General features: G+C 66.1%; 19 protein-coding genes. 8 read left to right on the top strand and 11 right to left on the bottom strand.

The window, feature by feature from the left end:
* Window positions 1-6: 6 nt before the first annotated feature.
* From ACWGKN_RS15760 to ACWGKN_RS15710, 11 genes are all read right to left on the bottom strand, one after another.
* Window positions 7-1254 (bottom strand): beta-ketoacyl-[acyl-carrier-protein] synthase family protein, encoded by a 1248-nt coding sequence (locus ACWGKN_RS15760; protein ID WP_424256039.1) that lies wholly within the window; start codon window positions 1252-1254, stop codon window positions 7-9.
* Window positions 1255-1273: 19 nt separating this feature from the next.
* Window positions 1274-1531: an acyl carrier protein gene (locus ACWGKN_RS15755; RefSeq protein WP_035226747.1), complete on the bottom strand. Its 258-nt coding sequence runs from the start codon at window positions 1529-1531 to the stop codon at window positions 1274-1276.
* Between the two features lie 107 nt (window positions 1532-1638).
* Window positions 1639-2538, bottom strand: coding sequence for a lysophospholipid acyltransferase family protein (locus tag ACWGKN_RS15750; RefSeq protein ID WP_035226746.1), 900 nt, complete (start codon window positions 2536-2538; stop codon window positions 1639-1641).
* Window positions 2535-3236 (bottom strand): glycosyltransferase family 2 protein, encoded by a 702-nt coding sequence (locus ACWGKN_RS15745; protein ID WP_424256042.1) that lies wholly within the window; start codon window positions 3234-3236, stop codon window positions 2535-2537. Before ACWGKN_RS15745 ends, ACWGKN_RS15750 begins: the two co-directional genes overlap by 4 nt.
* 1 nt (window position 3237) lies before the next feature.
* Complete coding sequence (locus ACWGKN_RS15740) at window positions 3238-4947, bottom strand: DegV family protein (protein ID WP_424256044.1); 1710 nt, start codon at window positions 4945-4947, stop codon at window positions 3238-3240.
* Window positions 4944-6302, bottom strand: coding sequence for a class I adenylate-forming enzyme family protein (locus ACWGKN_RS15735; protein ID WP_452095596.1), 1359 nt, complete (start codon window positions 6300-6302; stop codon window positions 4944-4946). Before ACWGKN_RS15735 ends, ACWGKN_RS15740 begins: the two co-directional genes overlap by 4 nt.
* Before the next feature lie 4 nt (window positions 6303-6306).
* The gene (locus ACWGKN_RS15730; protein WP_424256048.1) at window positions 6307-7575 is read right to left on the bottom strand and encodes a B12-binding domain-containing radical SAM protein; all 1269 of its coding nucleotides are present in this window, start codon (window positions 7573-7575) and stop codon (window positions 6307-6309) included.
* A gap of 8 nt (window positions 7576-7583) precedes the next feature.
* Window positions 7584-8255, bottom strand: coding sequence for a hypothetical protein (locus ACWGKN_RS15725; RefSeq protein ID WP_052159666.1), 672 nt, complete (start codon window positions 8253-8255; stop codon window positions 7584-7586).
* Complete coding sequence (locus tag ACWGKN_RS15720) at window positions 8252-8839, bottom strand: outer membrane lipoprotein carrier protein LolA (protein WP_035226743.1); 588 nt, start codon at window positions 8837-8839, stop codon at window positions 8252-8254. Before ACWGKN_RS15720 ends, ACWGKN_RS15725 begins: the two co-directional genes overlap by 4 nt.
* Window positions 8839-9576 (bottom strand): 3-oxoacyl-ACP reductase FabG, encoded by a 738-nt coding sequence (fabG, locus tag ACWGKN_RS15715; protein WP_035226741.1) that lies wholly within the window; start codon window positions 9574-9576, stop codon window positions 8839-8841. Before fabG ends, ACWGKN_RS15720 begins: the two co-directional genes overlap by 1 nt.
* A 9-nt stretch (window positions 9577-9585) precedes the next feature.
* Window positions 9586-10020 (bottom strand): ApeP family dehydratase, encoded by a 435-nt coding sequence (locus tag ACWGKN_RS15710; RefSeq protein ID WP_452095595.1) that lies wholly within the window; start codon window positions 10018-10020, stop codon window positions 9586-9588.
* A gap of 236 nt (window positions 10021-10256) precedes the next feature.
* Between ACWGKN_RS15710 and ACWGKN_RS15705 the strand changes: the two genes are divergently transcribed.
* The 8 genes from ACWGKN_RS15705 (at window position 10257) to ACWGKN_RS15670 (ending at window position 18122) form a co-directional block, all read left to right on the top strand.
* On the top strand, window positions 10257-10523 hold the full coding sequence (locus tag ACWGKN_RS15705) for a phosphopantetheine-binding protein (protein ID WP_035226736.1): 267 nt from the start codon (window positions 10257-10259) through the stop codon (window positions 10521-10523).
* A complete protein-coding gene (locus ACWGKN_RS15700; RefSeq protein ID WP_452095594.1) occupies window positions 10520-12676 on the top strand; it encodes a beta-ketoacyl synthase N-terminal-like domain-containing protein in 2157 nt (718 codons plus the stop codon). The genes ACWGKN_RS15705 and ACWGKN_RS15700 overlap by 4 nt, the downstream gene beginning before the upstream one ends.
* Window positions 12673-14019, top strand: coding sequence for a lipid biosynthesis B12-binding/radical SAM protein (locus tag ACWGKN_RS15695; protein ID WP_035226733.1), 1347 nt, complete (start codon window positions 12673-12675; stop codon window positions 14017-14019). The genes ACWGKN_RS15700 and ACWGKN_RS15695 overlap by 4 nt, the downstream gene beginning before the upstream one ends.
* A 127-nt stretch (window positions 14020-14146) precedes the next feature.
* Window positions 14147-14494, top strand: a complete 348-nt coding sequence (locus tag ACWGKN_RS15690) for a 3-hydroxyacyl-ACP dehydratase FabZ family protein (RefSeq protein ID WP_424256053.1) — start codon at window positions 14147-14149, stop codon at window positions 14492-14494.
* Window positions 14495-14507: 13 nt separating this feature from the next.
* On the top strand, window positions 14508-14774 hold the full coding sequence (locus ACWGKN_RS15685; protein ID WP_035226726.1) for an acyl carrier protein: 267 nt from the start codon (window positions 14508-14510) through the stop codon (window positions 14772-14774).
* Between the two features lies 1 nt (window position 14775).
* Entirely contained in the window at window positions 14776-15840 is a 1065-nt protein-coding gene (locus ACWGKN_RS15680) for a radical SAM protein (protein ID WP_052159665.1), read from the top strand.
* Between the two features lie 17 nt (window positions 15841-15857).
* On the top strand, window positions 15858-16856 hold the full coding sequence (locus ACWGKN_RS15675) for a radical SAM protein (protein WP_035226723.1): 999 nt from the start codon (window positions 15858-15860) through the stop codon (window positions 16854-16856).
* Window positions 16857-16871: 15 nt separating this feature from the next.
* Entirely contained in the window at window positions 16872-18122 is a 1251-nt protein-coding gene (locus ACWGKN_RS15670) for a beta-ketoacyl-[acyl-carrier-protein] synthase family protein (RefSeq protein ID WP_035226721.1), read from the top strand.
* Window positions 18123-18129: the final 7 nt, after the last annotated feature.

Raw genomic sequence — 18129 nt, 5'->3', positions numbered from 1 at the left:
CACGGCCTATACCCCTGCCTCGCGTCCGTTTTTTACCAGCAGGCTGGTGTTGACCCCGCCGAAGGCGAAGTTCTGCACCGCGGCGATCTTGGTCTTGGTTTGAAGGACACCCGGGGTATGGCGCACCGGGGCGCACCGGGGGTCGACCTCGTCGAGGTTGAGGGTCGGGGCGACAAACCCCTCTTCCATCATGTAGAGGGTCATGATCAGCTCGATCACCCCACAGCTGCCCATGGTATGGCCGGTGTAGCTCTTCAGGCCGGAGACGAAGGGCCGGTCGCCGTAGACGGCCTCGATCGCCTGCGATTCGATGATATCGCCCATCTTGGTCGCCGTGGCGTGGGCACTGATGTAGTCGACGGCGGCCGGTTCGATGGCGGCGTCAGCCAGGGCCAGGCGCAGCGTCGCTGTGATCCCGGCGAGGTTGGGCAGAATCAGATCGCCGCCGTTGTTGTTGCAGGAGAAACCAATGATTTCCCCAAGGATGGGGGCCCCCCTTTTCTTCGCCGCCTCGAACTCCTCGAGGAGAACGGCGCCCCCCCCTTCGCCGACCACCAGGCCGTCGCGCTTCCGGTCGAAGGGGCGGGGAGTCCGCTCCGGCGTTGCGTTATAGGCCACCGAGCAGGCGAGCAGGTTATCGAAGACCGCCACCGTCGTCGTGTCGTATTCGTCGGCCCCGCCGCAGACCATCGCGTCCTGCATGCCGTACTTGATCATCTCGTAGCCGAAGCCGATGGCCTGGCTGCTCGTGGTGCAGGCGGTGGACGAGGCGATGACCCGGCCGGTGATGCCGAACATGCGGGTGATGTTCACGGCCGTGGTATGGACCATCGAGCGGAGGTAATCCACCGCCCCGATCGAGGAGAATTCCGCTTCCAGGTTCTGGAAAAAGGTCTTGTAGATCTCCCGTTGCACGGTGGGGCTGCCGTGGGTCGAGCCGAATGCCACCCCCAGGCGGCCGGAGGTGATGAATTCCTCGGAAAGGCCGGAGGCCGCCAGCACGTCACCGGCGACCTGGCAGGCGTAATAGGCCACCGGCCCCATGGTCTTGCGCTGCGACCGGGTGAATTGATAGTTGATGGGATAGTCGACCGTGCCGAAGACCCGGGAATGGATGTGGTTGGTCAGCAGGCCATCGTCGCGCAACGGCCTGACGCCGGACCGGCCATGCTGCAGACCATCGGTAATGGCCTTCTTGCCATAGCCGATCGGGGAGATGGCTGAACAGGCGGTAATGACGACGCGGCGCTTCATCGGCAGGTTCGGGGAGGGTTCATTTGCTGCGGCCCTGGTAAATCGGCTCCAGGTAATCGAGGATATCGTTGATCGTCCTGATGTCCATCGCCTTCTCCTTCTCCTCCCGGGTCAGGGAGAAACCGAAGATGCGTTCGATCTTGCCGAGCAGCTCGATGGCGTCGATGCTGTCGAAACCGTGATCGTCCCTGAGGTTGTCATCGAGTTGCGGATCCTGGAACTCGAAATCCCGGACGAGGATGTCGAGGATCTTCTCTTGCAGTACATCTCTGGTCATAACAGGTCAATATGGTAGCAAATTGCGAGGGCTTTGGAACGCCAAAGAGACGAAATAGTACTCTTATTTCGGACAAAAGGAAAAGGAAATAATCCCCGCCCCCCGCCTCACCCGGCGGGAGATTCCCGGTCGACGGGTTCATGGATGAATCTGTCGAAATGGTACCACTCGAACGGATGGGCCCGCAGGGCCTCTTCCAGCAGCGTCGCATAGCGCTGGGCGGCCTCGGCTACTGCCGTGCCGCGTTCGGCTCGGGATGCGGCGCGGACAGTGAGGGCCTCCGGTAACTCGAAACGGTAGCGGTGGTCACCGGTGCGGAAAGCGAAGAAGACGTGGATCGGTGCCCCCGAGACCATCGCGAACACAAAGGGGGCCTCGGGCACGTAGGCCCTGCGGCCGAGGAAGGTGACGGGCAGTCGGCGCTGGTCGGATCGCCAGACGACATCGCCGGTCATCGATACCATGCCGCCGGTCTGCAGCAGGCGGATGCCGTCGACGGCGGCGAAGGGCGAGGAACCGCCCCGATCGACACCGATGATGATCACTCCGGCCCGACGCAGTTCCTCCTTCTGGGTCCGTTCCACCCCCTCCTTCTCCTTGATCCCCATGTACAGCAGCAGCCGCAAGTCTCGCCTCTGCTGCATCAGCAGCCTGGCGGCCATCTCCCAGTTGCCGAGGTGGGACATCAGCAGGATGGCGCCGGTGCCGCCGATCGCCGCCGCCAGCCGCTCCTCCCCTTCGACGCTGAACTGCACCGCCCGCCCCTGGTTGGCGAGCAGCCGGTCGAGATGGATGGTGGTGAAATTCTGGTATTGCCGAAAGGTGCACCAGTGGTGATACAAGTGGCTGCTCCGCGGCAAGAGGGCGGCATAGAAGCGCCGGCTTTCCCTGGTCCGTCGGGAAAAGAGGAAATAGCCGACGGCGATGGTCCTCGCGGCGACGTTGAACACCCAGGGGCCGAGCCGGTTCGCCGCCTGGACCAGGATCCGGTAGCCGTCAATGCTCATCGCCTGCGATCCGTCCGGAACAACCGCGAACAGATCAACCGGGCAAAGGTGGCCGAATTGCGGCCGAAATCGAGCCACGGCCGGAAGTGGCTGACCCGTACGCCCTTCGGCTGGTAGACCACCTGCACCGGTACCTCGACCGTGGCGAGGCCGCGGCGGCAGGCCCGGACCAGGACCTCCACCTCGAACTGGTAGCGGCGGGCCCGAACGTCGAGATTCAGGGTTTCGGGCAGGGGATAGAGGCGAAAGCCGGACTGGGAGTCGGCCAGCAGCGGTCCGCCGGCGGCCCGGACCCAGAAATTGGAGAAGAGCCGGCCGAAGCGGCTCGTCCAGGGCACATGCTGGCCGCTCATCCCCTGACGGCGGCCGACGACGATCACCCGATCACCGCGGCCGGCGGCTGCCAGCAGGGCGGTGCCGTCGGCCGGGTTGTGCTGGCCGTCGCCGTCGATGGTCAGGGCCCAGTCGCAATTCGGGGCCGCGGCTGCAAACCCGGTAAGCAGGGCGGCACCCTTGCCGAGGTTGACCGGATGGCGGAGGACGGTGATCCCCGCCAGCGTCGCCAGCACCGCCGCCGTGCCGTCGGTCGAGCCGTCGTCGACGACAAGGACCGGCAGGCCGAGCGCCATGGCCTGGCGGACCACCTCCGCCACCCGTTCCCGGTGATTGTAGACCGGAATGACGACGGCGGCCCGCATCTCAGGGTACCGGAGCGAAGGCGAGCGACCAGGTGCCGGGCCCCATGTGGACCCCCGAGGTCAACGACAGCGGCACCAGCAGCAGATCCGCTTCGGGCAGGATGGACCGGACCCGCGGCCGGACCGTCTCCTCCACCCATCCGCGGTTGTCGGAGTACTGCAGCAGGACCAGCATGTCGCCTCGCCCCACCGCCTCATGCCGCAGACGGTCCGAGGCAAAGGCGAGCTGGGCATCGCGATTGCGGACGACTCCGACCCGGCGGACCCCTTCCCGGGTCGGGCTGATCACCGGTTTCAACTGCAGCAGCTCGCCGAACCAGCCGCCGGCCCGCGACACCCTGCCCCCGGCAACGAGATAACGCAGGGTATCGATAAAGACGTATTCCCGGCAGCTGTCGACGAGGGTGGCGGCCAGGGCTCGAACCGTATCCGCCTTCACGGTGCGGCGGGCGTGACGGGCGACGAGCAGGGCGATGACGGCGAGCCGACCGGAGGCGGCGCCGGTATCGATGATATCGAGAAGGTTTTGCCGGTCATTGTCCCGCTTCCATGCCGCCGCCGTCGCATGGTTACCGGTAAAGGCCGAGCCGACGCAGAGGTAGAGGGTGGAACCGTACTCCTCGCAGACGCCGGCGTAGAGCTCGTGCCGCTCGACCAGTGAGGCCTGGGCGGTCGTCACCTTCTCCCCCGCCCGCATCCGGGCATATATCATCCCCGGGTCGCAGAGACTCTCCGGCCGGGCGACCTCGCCTGCGACGATATAACTGTCGAGCAGAGTGATGCCGTGCCGTCTCGCCATCTCCCGCGGCAGCGAACCGGCGGCATCGGTCATGATGTGAAGGCTTCCCGACGGGACGGGGCTGTGGTTCGCCGCCTCGGTCCCCGGCCGCAGCGCCTCGTCGGACCACCCGACCACCTCGCCGAGCAGCTCCAGCCGGCGACGCAGGTCCTGCGGATCGGGGGTGTGGATATGGATCTTGACCTGATCCTCATCGGGGACCACCACCACGCTCTCGCCCAGGGCGGCCATCGCCTCCGTGTCGAGCCGGCGGCCGGCGCCGGGCCTGATGATCGTGTCGACACAGAACGACCCGGAGGCCGGCGGGTGAAAGTCGGTGCGGATCGCCAGCAGGTCGGGAAAGAGAGCGGCGAGGGGCAGCCGTGGTCCCCGGTAACCGGTCAGGGTGCGGCAGAAGCCATCGAAGAAGACGAACATCCCCAGCGCCCCGGCATCGACCACCCCGGCCGAGCGGAGATCGGCCAGGGTCGAGGCCGTCAGCACCACCGCCTGTTGCAGGGCGGAGATGATCGTCGGGCAGGTTGCCGCGGTCAGCGGTGACGTCGCCAGAGCGGCATCCAGGCCGTCGAAGACGCTGAGCATGGTTCCCGGCTGCGGTTCGGCCACCGCCTCCCAGGCCCTGGCCCGCCCCCGGGCCGCCCGGCGCGGCAGATCGTCGATCCCGGCGGCCGGCAGCAGTTCGCTGAAGAAGGCGGCGGCGATATTGCCGGAGTTGCCGGTGGCGAGGCGGCGGATCCGGCTCGCCAGGACCGCCCTGTCGCCACCGCAGGCACGCAGCGGCCCCAGGCTGATGCGCAGATTGGCGCCGGTATCGCTGTCGGCCACCGGGAAGACGTTGATGCGGTCGAGCAGGTCGGCCCGGGCGCACAGACCGGCATAGCCGGCGATGAACCCTTCGTCGAGATCGTTCATGGCGCCAGCAGGCGCAGAATCGCCGGCCGATCGTACTTGCCGTTGTCCCTCAGCGGCAGACGATCGACCAGTCTGATCGCGCGCGGCAGGGCATAAGGTTCGAGATGGCCGGCCAGTTCGCGGCGCAGCGCCTCGATCTCGACATCGCCCCCCTCGACCACGGCGACGATGCGGTGTTCGCGGCCGCCATCGTCATCCAGAGCCATGACCAGACAGTCGGTAACGCCAGGCTGCCGGCGGATCAGGGCGGCGATCTCCTCGAGATCGACCCGCTTGCCGGCGACCTTGGTGATCGAGTCGGCCCTCCCCCGGAGATGGAACCCGCCTCCATCCGCGGCCTCGACCCGGTCGCCGGTGACAAAATAACCGTCCGCCTGCAGCGGCAGATTAGGTGAGAGGTAGGGCGAACGGATGTGCAGCCGTTCCGCTTCAATCCGCCAGGCGATGGTCGGGTAGGGAGTGAACTGCTCTTCACCACGTGAGCGGCGGCGCAGGGCGATGCCGCCGGTCTCGGTGGAGCCGTAGATCTCGACGATCCCGGCGGGGTTGTGGCGGTAGAAATCGCGGTTGTCGTCGGGGTCAAGAATGCCGGCGGAAGAGAAGGCCAGCCGCAGGCTCGGACCCATCGCCGACCTGTCGCGGAGGATCCGGTAATGGGCCGGGACGCTGACCAGGATCGAGGCCTGGCGCTCCCGGACGGCATGGACGATTTCGTCGGGATAGGAGGGCATCCCCGGTGCCACGCTCGCCCCCGAAACCAGCGGCAACAGCACCGAGTAAAGCAGGCCGTAGATGTGATAGGGTGAGATCGTGGCCACGATCCGGTCCGTCGACGAGACGCCGAAATGTCGCGTCAGGAACAAGGCCTCGGCAAAGAGGTTGATCCCGGTCTTGGGCCAGATCTGCGGCACACCGGTCGACCCCCCGGTGTATAGACGAAGGATTTCCTCCCGCGGGGCGATGGCCTGGCGGTGCATTTCCGGCCCTGAGTCGCCGCGCCGGGGGCAGACGACCTCGACCCCGGGCGGCAGGTCGCGATGGACGTCGGTGATGACGACGGCAAAACCGGTGGCCTTGTGCATGGCAACCAGGGCCTGGGCGGAAAAGGCGAAGGGGAGGAGCAGGACCGGCCCGCCGGCCAGAGACGCCAGCAGGGCCGCGGCGATGACCGCCCGGTCCTCCGCCGCCAGGCACACCGCGCCGTCAGCCCGCCCGGCCAGCCTGGCCCGCAGCCAGGCCCCCATCGCGTACACCTCGGTGACGGACGCATCCCCAACAGAAAACGATCGCCCGGCGACCGGCATCTCGGTGATCAGGCGGGCCACGTCCCGCGCCAGATCGGCCATGGTACTCATCCGCTTATCCCCTCTCCTGTTGGCGGCCGAAGCTCTGCCGGGCCAGTTCCCGATTGCGCGGCCTGAAGGTATTGTCGGCCATCTCCTTTTTCACCACCTGCTGGAACAACCTGGCCATCTTCATGCTCTGGGATTCGTCACGGTAGAAGGAGTCCCAGGCGTAGGCGAGCAGTTCCTGCAGCCGCTCTGGGGTCATGTGGCGAGGCCGATAGACGACCTGGTCGGCCGAGTAGCGGTCCCAGTCGCAGGAAAGGATCCGCCCTTGGCTGTGCAGCTCCCGATAGGCCTGGGTGTGGGGGAAAGGGGTCAGCACCGTGAACTCGGCCAGATCAAGCTCGATCTCGAGCAGGAAGTCGATCAGTCGTTTGATCGAATCCTCGGTGTGGTTGTCGAGCCCCAGCAGGATCGTGCCCTCGACGCCGATGCCATGATCGTGATAGCGCCGGATCCGCTCGCGGATGTAGTCGGAGGTGTCGAAGACCGCCTGGTAGACGTACCAGGCGCCGGCCCGGGCCGCCAGATCGAGGACCTCGGGCCGGTCCTCGATGGGGTGGCAGCACCACTTCTTCTTCAGCGGGATCATCTCCCGGAACAGCTCGGTCTCCCAGGCGGTGTCCTGGGCCAGGGAATTGTCGACGATGAACAGGCGGTTGTTGTCGATCGCCGCCATCTCGGCGATCGCCTTCTCGATCGGCCGCGGCCGGAACTCCCGGCCGCCGAGGTAGGCCACGGCGCAGGGGTAGCAGTTGAACCGGCAACCGCGCGAGGCATGGACCAGATCGACCATCTGCACCCCCTTGTGGTTATACAGCGGCCGGTTGAGGATGTCGCGGCGGGCCGGGCCAACCAGGGCGATATCGGGCCGGTCGTCGAGATAGTCGTAGCACCGGCGCAGCTCGCCGCGGCGGATATCGTCCAGGACCCGCTCCATCCGCCCTTCCGCCTCGCCGAGAAACACCGCATCGGCATGGGCCATCGTCTCCTCGGCATGGAGCATGGTGGCGATACCGCCGAAAATCACCGTGATTCCCTTGGCCCGGTAGGTGTCGGCGATCTCCCAGCCGCGCTTGACCTGGACCGTCAGCATCATCGAGATGCCGACGATATCGACCGGCTCGTCGAAGTCGACGGCCTCGAGGTTCTCGTCGACAAAGTCGACGCTGACATAGTCCGGCAGGGTGGCGGCGAAGACCACCGGGCCGTGCGGCGGCAGGTGGAATTCGGTCTGGCGGGCCAGCTTGGGCCAGCGGGGATAGATCAGTTTGAACCGCATCAACGCTCTCAATCGCCGGCCGGCAGCCGCTCGGCGCTGACCAGCTGCATGGTGAGGGAATAACCGTCCGGTTCGCCGGCGGTCAGTTCCAGACGGCCCGGGATCGCCGCCGAGGCGATCGGCCGGCACGCACGGGCCTGGATGGTTCTGCTCCAGGTTCGATCGGTGTAGGCATGAATCGACCAGCACCCGTCCTGCCGCGGCAGGATGTCGGTCACGGTGTCGGCTTCGGTGAACCGGCAGATCGGGCCTCCATCCGCCAGCCGACCGGTTTCGGCTTTGCCCGGCGGCGGCCGGAAGATCAGGCGGATATCGCGCATCAGTCCGGTAGCAAAGCCGGGCCGGTCGAAGGGCGGAATGGCCCGGATCACCTCCGGGGCCGCCTCCCCTGCCGCCCGCGCCTCGAACAGGGTGAGGCCTTCGACGGTCATCAGGGCGCAGCGGATCTCGGTCTGGCTCAGCACCACCACCCCGAGCGCGGTCCCCTCGCCCTGGTCAGTGCGAAAGGCGATGGTGTGGACGAACTGCCACCGGCCGGCGGGAAAGAGTGCGGCACAGGGCGGGGTCGGTGCCGCACTGTCCGCCGCCGCCGTAATTTCCGGCGGCACGGCCCTCGGCGGCATGGCACAGGAGGTCGCCAGCAGCACGGCGGCCAGCCAGAAGACAGGGCGCGCGGTCATGGCAGGCGGAAGATGTCGGCCGGGATATCCCGGTTGACGACCGTGCCGGTGAAGGTCAGCCTGGTCCAGGCGTCCGGCCCCTCGAAGATGGTCACCGATTCCATCACCCCGGGCTCCCGCCCGAGACGGAGTTTGATGCTGCTGATCACCGTCTCCAACCCCGGGTCCCGGGGGGCGAGGATGATGGTCCGGGCATCACGGCGACTGACGGAGAACATCGGGTTGTCGGCAAAGCGTCCGTCGAGCCAGCTGCCGAGGTCGCGGAGGATGACCTGCATCGCGTCGAGCCCGCTGCCTGTATCCCGCTCGAAGCGGCCATCCCGTTCGACCGCCTTTTCCACCCTGCCGTCGTGCATGATCAGGATGGAATGCAGCGGTTCCAGGTATTCCCAGCGCAGCGATTGCGGGGCCTGGAAGGCGAAGGTGCCGCGGGAGACCAGAGGCCGGGTGAGGATCTGGAGATGTTTCTGCTGAACGAATCCGGCCTGCACCGAGCGCAGGGCCGCCGCCTCGGCACCCGGGCCGGCGGTGGCGAAGGGGAGCAGGGAGAGGCAGAGGAGGAGGGTCAACAGCGCCCGGATCATCACAACATCCCGCCATTGACCGAAATCACCTGGCCGGTGACATAGGAGGCGGCCTCGGAACAGAGGAAGGCAACGACGCCGGCCACTTCCTCCGGCCGGCCGATGCGGGCCATCGGGATCAGGGTCTTGATGTAATCCTTCGGGGCCTTGTCGATCATCCCGGTGTCGATCAGCCCCGGCGCCACCACGTTGACCCGGATCCCGAGACGGGCCACCTCCGTTGCCAGCGTCCTGCTGGCGGCGTTCAACCCGGCCTTGGCCGCGGCATAGTTCGCCTGTCCCCGGTTGGCCATCAACGCGGCGGCCGAGGAGATGGAGACGATCGAGCCCCCCCGGTTGCGCACCATCTTCTCCAGCACCGGCCGGGTCACATTGTAGAAACCATGCAGGGTGGTATCGATCACCTGCTGCCACCGCTCCGGCGACATCATCAGGAACAGGCCGTCAGCGACGATGCCGGCATTGTTGACCAGGATGTCAATGGTCTCCAGCCGGTCGCCGATCTCGTGTACCGCCCGCTCCACCTCTTCCCGATCGCGGACGTCGAACCGGCGGATCTCCCCGCCGCCGCCGGCGGCAAGCACCATCTCCAGGGTCTTCTCGGCGCCTTCCCTGTTGCCCCGGTAATTGACGACCACATACGTTCCGGAGCGGCCGAGTTCGGTGCAGACGGCGCGGCCGATGCCGCCGCTGCCGCCGGTCACGAGGGCGATCTGTTGTCTGGTTGCTGCCGGCATATCCTTTCCTCAGGGTTGGTACAATTGCAGGACGATCTCGGCGAGGAGACGACCGTCACCGTGAACGCGGCTCGACACCTCGCGAAACTTGTCGAAGGCCAGTGTGTTGTCGGCCCTGACCGTGAGCTCCAGGCCGAAGGGCAGATGGGCGGCGTAAAACACCGCCCTCTTTACCGCCACCAGCCAGCCGGTCTGGTCGGAGGCCGGGCCCTGCGTCTGAATCCTCACCCAGCCGTTGCAGATCCCGGCGGTCTGGGCGGCGAGTTCGACGGCGATGAGCGACGGGACCCCTTCCCTGTCGGCCATCGGCCAGGTCGGATCGACGGTGTTCACCGTCACCGCATGTTCGGCATCGACCTCGACGATCCCGCCGATGATCAGCATCGGCGGGCGGTGCGGGAGCAGGTCCTCGAGACCGTAGCCGGCCGGACCATTATTCGCCATCCCTACACGTCCCGTCGGTGGCTGGGCGCTATCTCTTCGACATTTCGCATAACGAAGGGTAACTTTTCTCAAAATAGGGCAAAAGAGCAAGGGAATTATTTCATCGCCGCTGGCCCTAAACTTGTTGACAAATCCCCAATGGCAGAGAACCCTTATTTCCTTCCTGTTTCATTCCGGAAACGACTGACTTCATCTGCAGCATGAACCGCCGGGAGCGGCATCGAGACAAGCTATCCATGAAAGAACTTATCGAAGAACTGAAAGAAAAAATCATCACCCTGCTCAACCTGACGGAGATAACCGCGGCGGATTTTGACGAGCATGCCCGCCTGGTGGGAGGGGATCTCGGCATCGACTCCATCGATGTCCTCGAAATGGTGGTGATGGTGGAGAAGGATTATGGCGTGGCGATCAACAACCAGGAGGTCGGCGAAAAGGTCTTCGCCTCGCTCGCCTCCCTGGCCGAATACATTCAAACACAACGGTCAGGGGCTGCCGCTTGACCGGTCCGCCGGTCTATATCGCCGCCGCCGGCATCATCAGTCCCCTCGGCCGGGGAATGCCGGCGACGGCACAGGCCCTCCGGGCCAACACGACTGCCATCGCCCCGCTGGAGGCCTTCCCCCTGCTGCAGGGCGAGCCGTTGCCGGTCGGCCAGGTCCGGGACCTGGGCGCCGACCCGGCCCTGCCGCGGACCCACCTGCTGGCCCGTGAGGCGGCGCGGATGGCCATGCGGGAGGCCAAGGAGCCGCCCGAGGCGATCATCCTCGGCTGCACCACCGGCGGCATCCTGACGACCGAACGGCTGCTGCGCGACAAGGTTGCCGACCCCCAAACCTATCGCTACCACGGGCTGGCCAGCGTCGCCGAGGATATTGCCGGGCTGACCGGCTGCCGCGGTCCGGCGCTGACGATAGCCACCGCCTGTTCGTCGAGTGCGGTGGCCATTACCCTGGCCATCGCCATGCTGCGGCGCGGCGGGCTGAAGCGGATCCTGGTGGGCGGCGTCGATTCCCTCAGCCGCCTGACCTATTTCGGCTTCCACTCGCTGCAACTGGTCGACCGCCAGGGGTGCAGGCCGCTGGATGCGACCCGCCAGGGGATGTCGGTCGCCGAAGGCGCGGCAATGCTGCTGCTGACGACGCTCAGGCCGGACCGGCCGCTCGGCGTGGTGCTCGGCGCCGGCCTGTCGTGCGATGCCTACCACCCTACCGCCCCGCACCCGCAGGGGCTGGGGGCGGTGAAGGCGATGCAGGCCGCCCTGGCCGATGCCGGATTGCCGGCGGCTGCCATCGATTACATCAATCTGCACGGTACCGGCACCCCCGACAATGACCTGGCCGAGGCCCGGGCGGTGACCGCGCTCTTTCCGCAGCCCCCGCCCCTGTCCTCGATCAAGGGCGCCACCGGCCACAGTCTGGCCGCGGCGGGAGCGATCGAGGCCGTCGCCGCCATCCTGACGCTCCGCCACGGTTTCGTCCCCGGCACCGTCGGCTGCCGGCAACCGGACCCGGCCCTGGGCCTGATGCCGCAGCTCACCCCCATCGATCGTCCTGTCCGGACCGTACTCTCCAACTCGTTCGGTTTCGGCGGCAATAACGGCAGTGTGGTCATTGGCCGGGAGGATGCCGGCGTCGCAGCTGCCGGGCCGACAGTGACGGCACCGTTGGCGGTCCACGGCTGCGCCTGCCTGACCGGCGCCGGTCCGACCCGGGAAACCATGGCCCTGCTGGCCGAGGGACGGCCCGTGGCCGGGATGATGACCGCCGAGGCCATCTCCGGCCACCTGCCGCCGCGGCTGGTGCGCCGGGCAAAGCGGCTGACCCGCCTGGCGTTGGCGCTGGCGGTGGCCGCCCATGCCGACAACGGGGGACAAGACAACCCGGCGGCGGTGTTCATGGGCACCGGCTGGGGGGCGCTGACCGAGACCTGCGATTTTCTCGACCGCCTCGAGACCTCGGCCGAACAGTTCCCCAGTCCGACCGACTTCATCAGCTCGGTCCACAACGGGGCGGCCGGTCAGGTGGCGATCCATTTCGGCGCCACCGCTGCCAATGTCACGGCCAGCGGCGGCGACTACTCCTTCGAACAGGCCCTGCTCGCCGCCGACTCCCTCCTCGAGGCCAGCGGCCAGTCCGCCCTGCTGTTGGGTGTTGACGAAGGACACGATCCGCTGTCGCCCCTTCTCGATCCTTCCGTTGCCGCCGGCAACTCGCTGGCCGACGGCGGCGGGGCGTTGTTCGTCAACCGCGATCCCGTCCAGGCCCATGCTCTGATCCGCCTGGCCTTCTATCAACAGGACGAGGGAGACGCAACTGTCGACCAGCTGGTCCAGGCCCTCGCCGGACCGGATCACGACTGCGCCGCCGTCCTGGTCGGCATCCCGGCCGCCGAGACCGCGCGGGGCCGACGGCAACTGGCATGTTTCATCGATCGCTGCGACCGGCAGCTGCCGGTCTGCGAGTATCGGCCGCTGCTCGGCCAGTTCGCTTCGGCCTCGGCCGTGGCGACGGCCCTGGCAACGATCTGTTTGGGCCGGGGCATACTGCCGGGGGCCGTGGTCGGCGGCAGCGACATCCCGCTCGGGCCGGGCAGCAGGATCGTGGTCCTCGGTACCGGCCGTTTCCTCACCGCCATCGAGTGCATCCGGCCATGAACGTCCTGCTCATCTCACCGAACACCCTGACGGTGCCGTATCCGGTCTATCCCATCGGCCTCGATTATGTCGCCGGGGCCATCGCCGCCGAACACCAGGTGCGGATCGCCGATATGCAGACCCTGAGCCGGGATGGCCTGTCCGCCCTCATCGACGACTTCGCGCCCGAGGTCATCGGCCTTTCCATCCGCAACATCGACAATACCGAAGGGGCCGACCCCCTGTCCTTCCTCGCCGAATATCGGCAACTGGTGGCCTGGCTGCGGCAGCGGTCGCCGGCGGTCATCGTCTGCGGCGGCAGCGGTTTCACCATCATGCCCGACCAGGTGCTGGCAATGCTGGAAGCGGATTACGGCATCGTCGGCGAAGGCGAACGCCTGGCCCAGCTGATCGAGGCCCTGCGTCACGACCGCAACCCCGCCGCCATCCACGGGGTCATCGCCGCCGGGGGATCGTCCGCCCTCCCTTCGCCCTGGCCGGGCGCCCAGGTCCGCCGATTCCAGCCGGATGCCGCCCATATCCGCTATTACGTGGAGCAGGGGGGGATGCTCAACCTCCAGACCAAGCGCGGCTGTTCGTTCAACTGCATCTACTGCTCCTATCCCCGTATCGAAGGCAGGGGCCACCGCCTGACGGAGCCGCAGGAGGTCGCCGCCACGGCCCTGCAACTGCAGGCGGCTGGAGCGAAGTATCTCTTTATCACCGATTCCGCCTTCAACTCGGATATCGACCATAGCATGGCCGTGGCCGCAGCCCTGCGCCATGCCGGGCTCGCCATCCCCTGGGGGGCCTTCTTTGCCCCGACCAGGCTGCCGTCAGACTATTTTGCCGCCATGGCCGCCGCCGGCTGCCGCCATGTCGAGTTCGGTACCGAATCTCTGGCCGCGGCAACGCTCAAGGCCTACCGCAAGCCCTTTCAGGTCGAAGACATCCTTGCCGCCCATCGGCTGGCCCGCTCGGCCGGTCTCCATGTCTGCCATTACCTTCTCCTCGGCGGACCGGGCGAGTCGGCGGCAACGGTGGCCGAGACCCTGGACGGGATCGAGCGGCTTGACCGGAGCGTCTTCTTTTTTTTCATCGGCATCAGGATCTATCCCGGCACCGAACTTTTCGACCTGGCCCTCGCCGAGGGCAAGCTCGACGGCAGTCGCAACATGCTTGAGCCGGTGTTCTACGATCCCGACACTATCGACCGTGCCACCATTGAATCGATGGTCGAAGATCGGGCGCGGACGCGTGCCAACTGGGTGATCGGCTCGGGAGGGAGCAGGGTCGCGGCCACCGTCCGCACCATGCATCGACGAGGATTCACCGGCCCCCTGTGGGAATACCTCGCCCGGTGACGATCACCGGTCGCCGCGCCAATGCCGCAATCGTCGCAGCCATGTCGTGTAATGCTCGACGATGACTGGACCAACAGACTGTTCTGATTTGGTTTCTCAATATTACCCGTGGACACGCAACTGTAAAATGTGGTATTCGTTACTCGCCCTAGAGAAGATCGACAAGGATGCGATAGTGGCCCGCGTCACCGTCGCCGACAACTCGCCATGGTTTGCCGGCCATTTCCCCGGCAACCCCATACTGCCCGGCATTGCCCAACTACATATGGTGGCCGGAGTTGTCGCCTTCTCAAGACAGGAGTCGCTGTACATTCACAGCCTGAACCGGGTCAAGTTCAAGAAGCTGGTACGGCCCGGCGAACCGATGCAGATCCATGTCGCGACTGCCGGCGACGACAACCGGTACAGCTTCAGGATAACCCAGGACAATCAGGACGTCTGCTCCGGCATGATGTCGCTGGCCGATAAACGATAAGCCCAGAATAACCATGAGTGCTGATATCAACCAGACCATCACCCGCATCGCCGAGATCATCATCGATGAGTTGAAACTCGAGGACGTGAGCCCTGCAACCTTCGATCCCGATCTCGACCTGGTCGACGAGGTGGGTATCGACAGCATGGATCTGGCGACCATCGCCCTGGTCATCCGCGACGAGTTCGGCATCCGGATCGACGAAGACGACTACCCCAAACTGACCACGATCCGCATCATCGCCGAATATGTCGCCGACAAACGGAGCGGCGGCGAATAATATGGCCGCCCCGACGCCCCATGGCAAGACCTGCAGCTTCGCGGAGATCACCGCCATCCCGGCGATTCGGGAGCGGTGGGAGAAGGTCCGCCGCTATTTCTTCCTGCGGGAATCGACCTATGACATGACCAACCGCTGTAACATCCGCTGCGAGGGATGCTATTATTTCACCGGGGCGAAGCAGTTCGCCGAGGAGCACCCGGATGAATCGGTGTGGCGGTCCCTGATGCAGGCGGAGCGGGAGCGGGGTATCACCTTCGCCGTCCTCGCCGGGGCCGAACCCTCGCTGGTGCCGCAGCTGTGCCGCATCTGCGCCGAGATCATCCCCTGCGGGGCGATCGCCACCAACGGCCTCAAAGCCCTGCCCCGGGATATCGACTACCGCATCCACATCTCGGTCTGGGGCAACGACCGGACCAGCAGTGAGATCAGAAAGGCCGACAACCTGCTCGTCCGGCAGATGGCCAATTACCGTGACGATCCCCGGGCCGTCTTCGTCTACACCTTCACTCCGCACAACATCGACGAGGCGAAAGAGGTGACGGCACTGCTGGCGGCCAACGGCCAGCAGATCACCTTCAACATGTTCTCGGCCCCGATCGGCTACACCGGGCCGCTGCGCCACAGTCCGGCGTCCCTCGCCAGGACCGCGGAGATGATGACCGAGTTGCTGCACGACCATCCCCGGACCGTCCTCTTCTCGGCCTACAACATCGTCGCCCATACCCATGCCCTGGGCCTGCACGACCTGTTCTCCTGCCCGTATCCCCGGCGGAACCCGTCGACCGCCATCGGCCTCGGCCGATCGTTCCGCCAGTATCGCACCGACCTGCAGTGGGATCGCGCCGCCGCCTGCTGCGTACCCGACACCGACTGCCGCGATTGCCGCCACTATGCCGCCGGTAGCGCCGTAGTGACTGCCAGGATGTTCCGCCACGCCACCGATCCGGAGACCTTTGCCGCCTGGCTGGACTATGTCGATACCTATCTCGCCGTATGGATGCACGGCTATACAAAAGGACCGAATCTCTGCGATCATCCCGTCGTCCCGCCGGCCAGCCATTAGAATCTCCCCAAACCGCCATGAAAACAGTCAGTTCTCTTCTCGATGACCACTGGTATGAACGATACAAGCGGATATCGAAGCTCAATATCCGCAGTTCCATCTACGATGTCACCGATCGCTGCAACCTGCGCTGCAAGGGCTGCTTCTTCTTCTCCTCCGGCGAGCACCAGGCCGCCGCGGAGGAAAAGGACATCACTCGCTGGCACGCCTTCGTCGAAAGCGAGATGGCGCGCGGGGTCAACCTCGCCATCCTGATCGGCGGCGAACCCACCCTCTGCCTCGACCGGATCGAGGCGTTTTACCGCCGCCTCCCGACCTTCTGCGCCACCAACGGCCAGATCAAGGTGCCGCGGGAGCGTTTCCCCGATCTGATGGTCGGCATCTCCCTGTGGGGGGACGCCGAGGACGAGAAGATCCTCCGGGGCAAGGATACCTTCCGGATCTCGAGCGCCAATTACGCCGGCGATCCGAACGCCTACTACCTCTACACCATCACCCCGAAACAGCTGGGCAAGACCGAGACGATCATCCGCAAGATCAAAGACGTCGGCCTCAAGGTCCACGTCCAGTTGCTCTCCAACGACGAAGGGGTCGACGGCTTCTCCTGGCGGCCGGAGGAACTGGCGGCCGTCCGCGAGGAGATGGACGCGATGCTCGACTGCTATCCGGAGACGATGATCTCCTCGAAATATTATCACCGGATCATCACCACCGGCGAGATGGGCGGACGGAAGTTCGGCTGGATGGAATGCCCGTCGGTCACCTCTGCCCTTGACCGGCGTGAATCCCGGCCCCGGCGGCTGACCAATTTCATCCGCTGGGCCTCCGATCTGAAGACCATGCACCGCTGCTGCACCTCGGAAACGCGGGCCTGCTCCACCTGCAAGGACGGTGCCGCCCACATGAGCTGGGTCATGGTCAACAAGCGGGCGCACATGAACTCCACCGTCGACCTCCAGAACTGGGTCGAGGTCTACGAGATGTTCGCCAAGCTGTACCGCTTCATCCCCTGGTAGAGTCGGGGGCGCGTTATGAAAGCGAAAAGGGCAGTCATCGTCGGCTACGACGCGATCTCGCCGCTCGGCAGCGATCTCGATGGGCAGTGGCGGCAGGCCGTGGCCGGCAAGAGCGGCATCGGCCCGTTGACCCGCTTCCCGCTCAAAGACGATTTCCCGGTGCGCATCGCCGGCCAGATGCCGGATATCGACCATGAACCCTACCCCTTCCTGACCGCCCGGCACCAGGCGGCGTGGCACTCGCCGGTGTTCAGGTACGGCATGCTGTCGGCGGCCCGGGCCCTGGGGCGGAGCGGCATCGAGATCACCCCGGCCATCGCTCCCCGGGTGGCGGTCACCTACAGTTCGGCCGTCGGCGGCATCGACGCCGTACTGACCGCCGACCGGCGACTGCAGGGAGAGAACCGCCTCCCCCACCCTTACGCCAATCCCAATTCCTGCATCAACATGATCGGCGGCAAGATCGCGATGCAGACCGGGGCCCGGGGACCGATCATCGCCACGATCACCGCCTGCGCCACCGGCCTGACCTCGATCCTCACCGGCGCCATGCTGCTGGCCCTGAACCGGGCCGATGTGGTCATCTGCGGGGCGGTCGACTGCGCCCTGGTCGAGCCGATCGTCGCCGGCTTCCATACCATGAACGGCGTCTTCAACCCCAGACAGGGCGAGGAGGAGCAGCCGCCGGAGAAGGCGAGCCGGCCCTTTTCCCTGGACCGGCGCGGTTTCGTCATCTCGGAGGGGGCGGGGTCGATCATCCTCGCCAGCCGGGAATTCGCTATGGCCCACGGCCTGCGGTTCGTCATCGAACTGGCCGGCTGGGGGATGACCAGCGACGCCCATCACTTCGTCGTCCCCTACGTCGACACCATCCGCCAGTGCATGGTCGACGCCCTCCAGGATGCCGGGCTGCAGCCGGCGGACATCGCCGCCGTCAACGCCCACGCCACCTCCACCCGGGTCGGCGACCAGGTCGAATACGACGCCCTCACCCAGGTCTTTGCCGGCGCCCTGCCGCCGGTCAGCGCCAACAAGTCGCAGATCGGCCATGCGATGGGGGCATCGAGCGCGATCGAGACCATCCTCGCCCTGCGGGGGATGGAGGAGGGGGTGGTGCTGCCGACCATCAATCACCGGCCGGACCCGGAGATGGCGATCGACTGCGTCGCCGAGGGGGCCAGGGCGGTGGTCCAGGAGCATGTACTGAAAAACGCCTTCGGCTTCGGCGGCTGCAACGCCTGCGCGGTGTTCAGGCGGATCGGCTGAGCGCAGG

This window comes from Desulfoprunum sp. (assembly GCF_053613775.1).
This window is presented reverse-complemented; position numbering and strand designations above follow the sequence as displayed.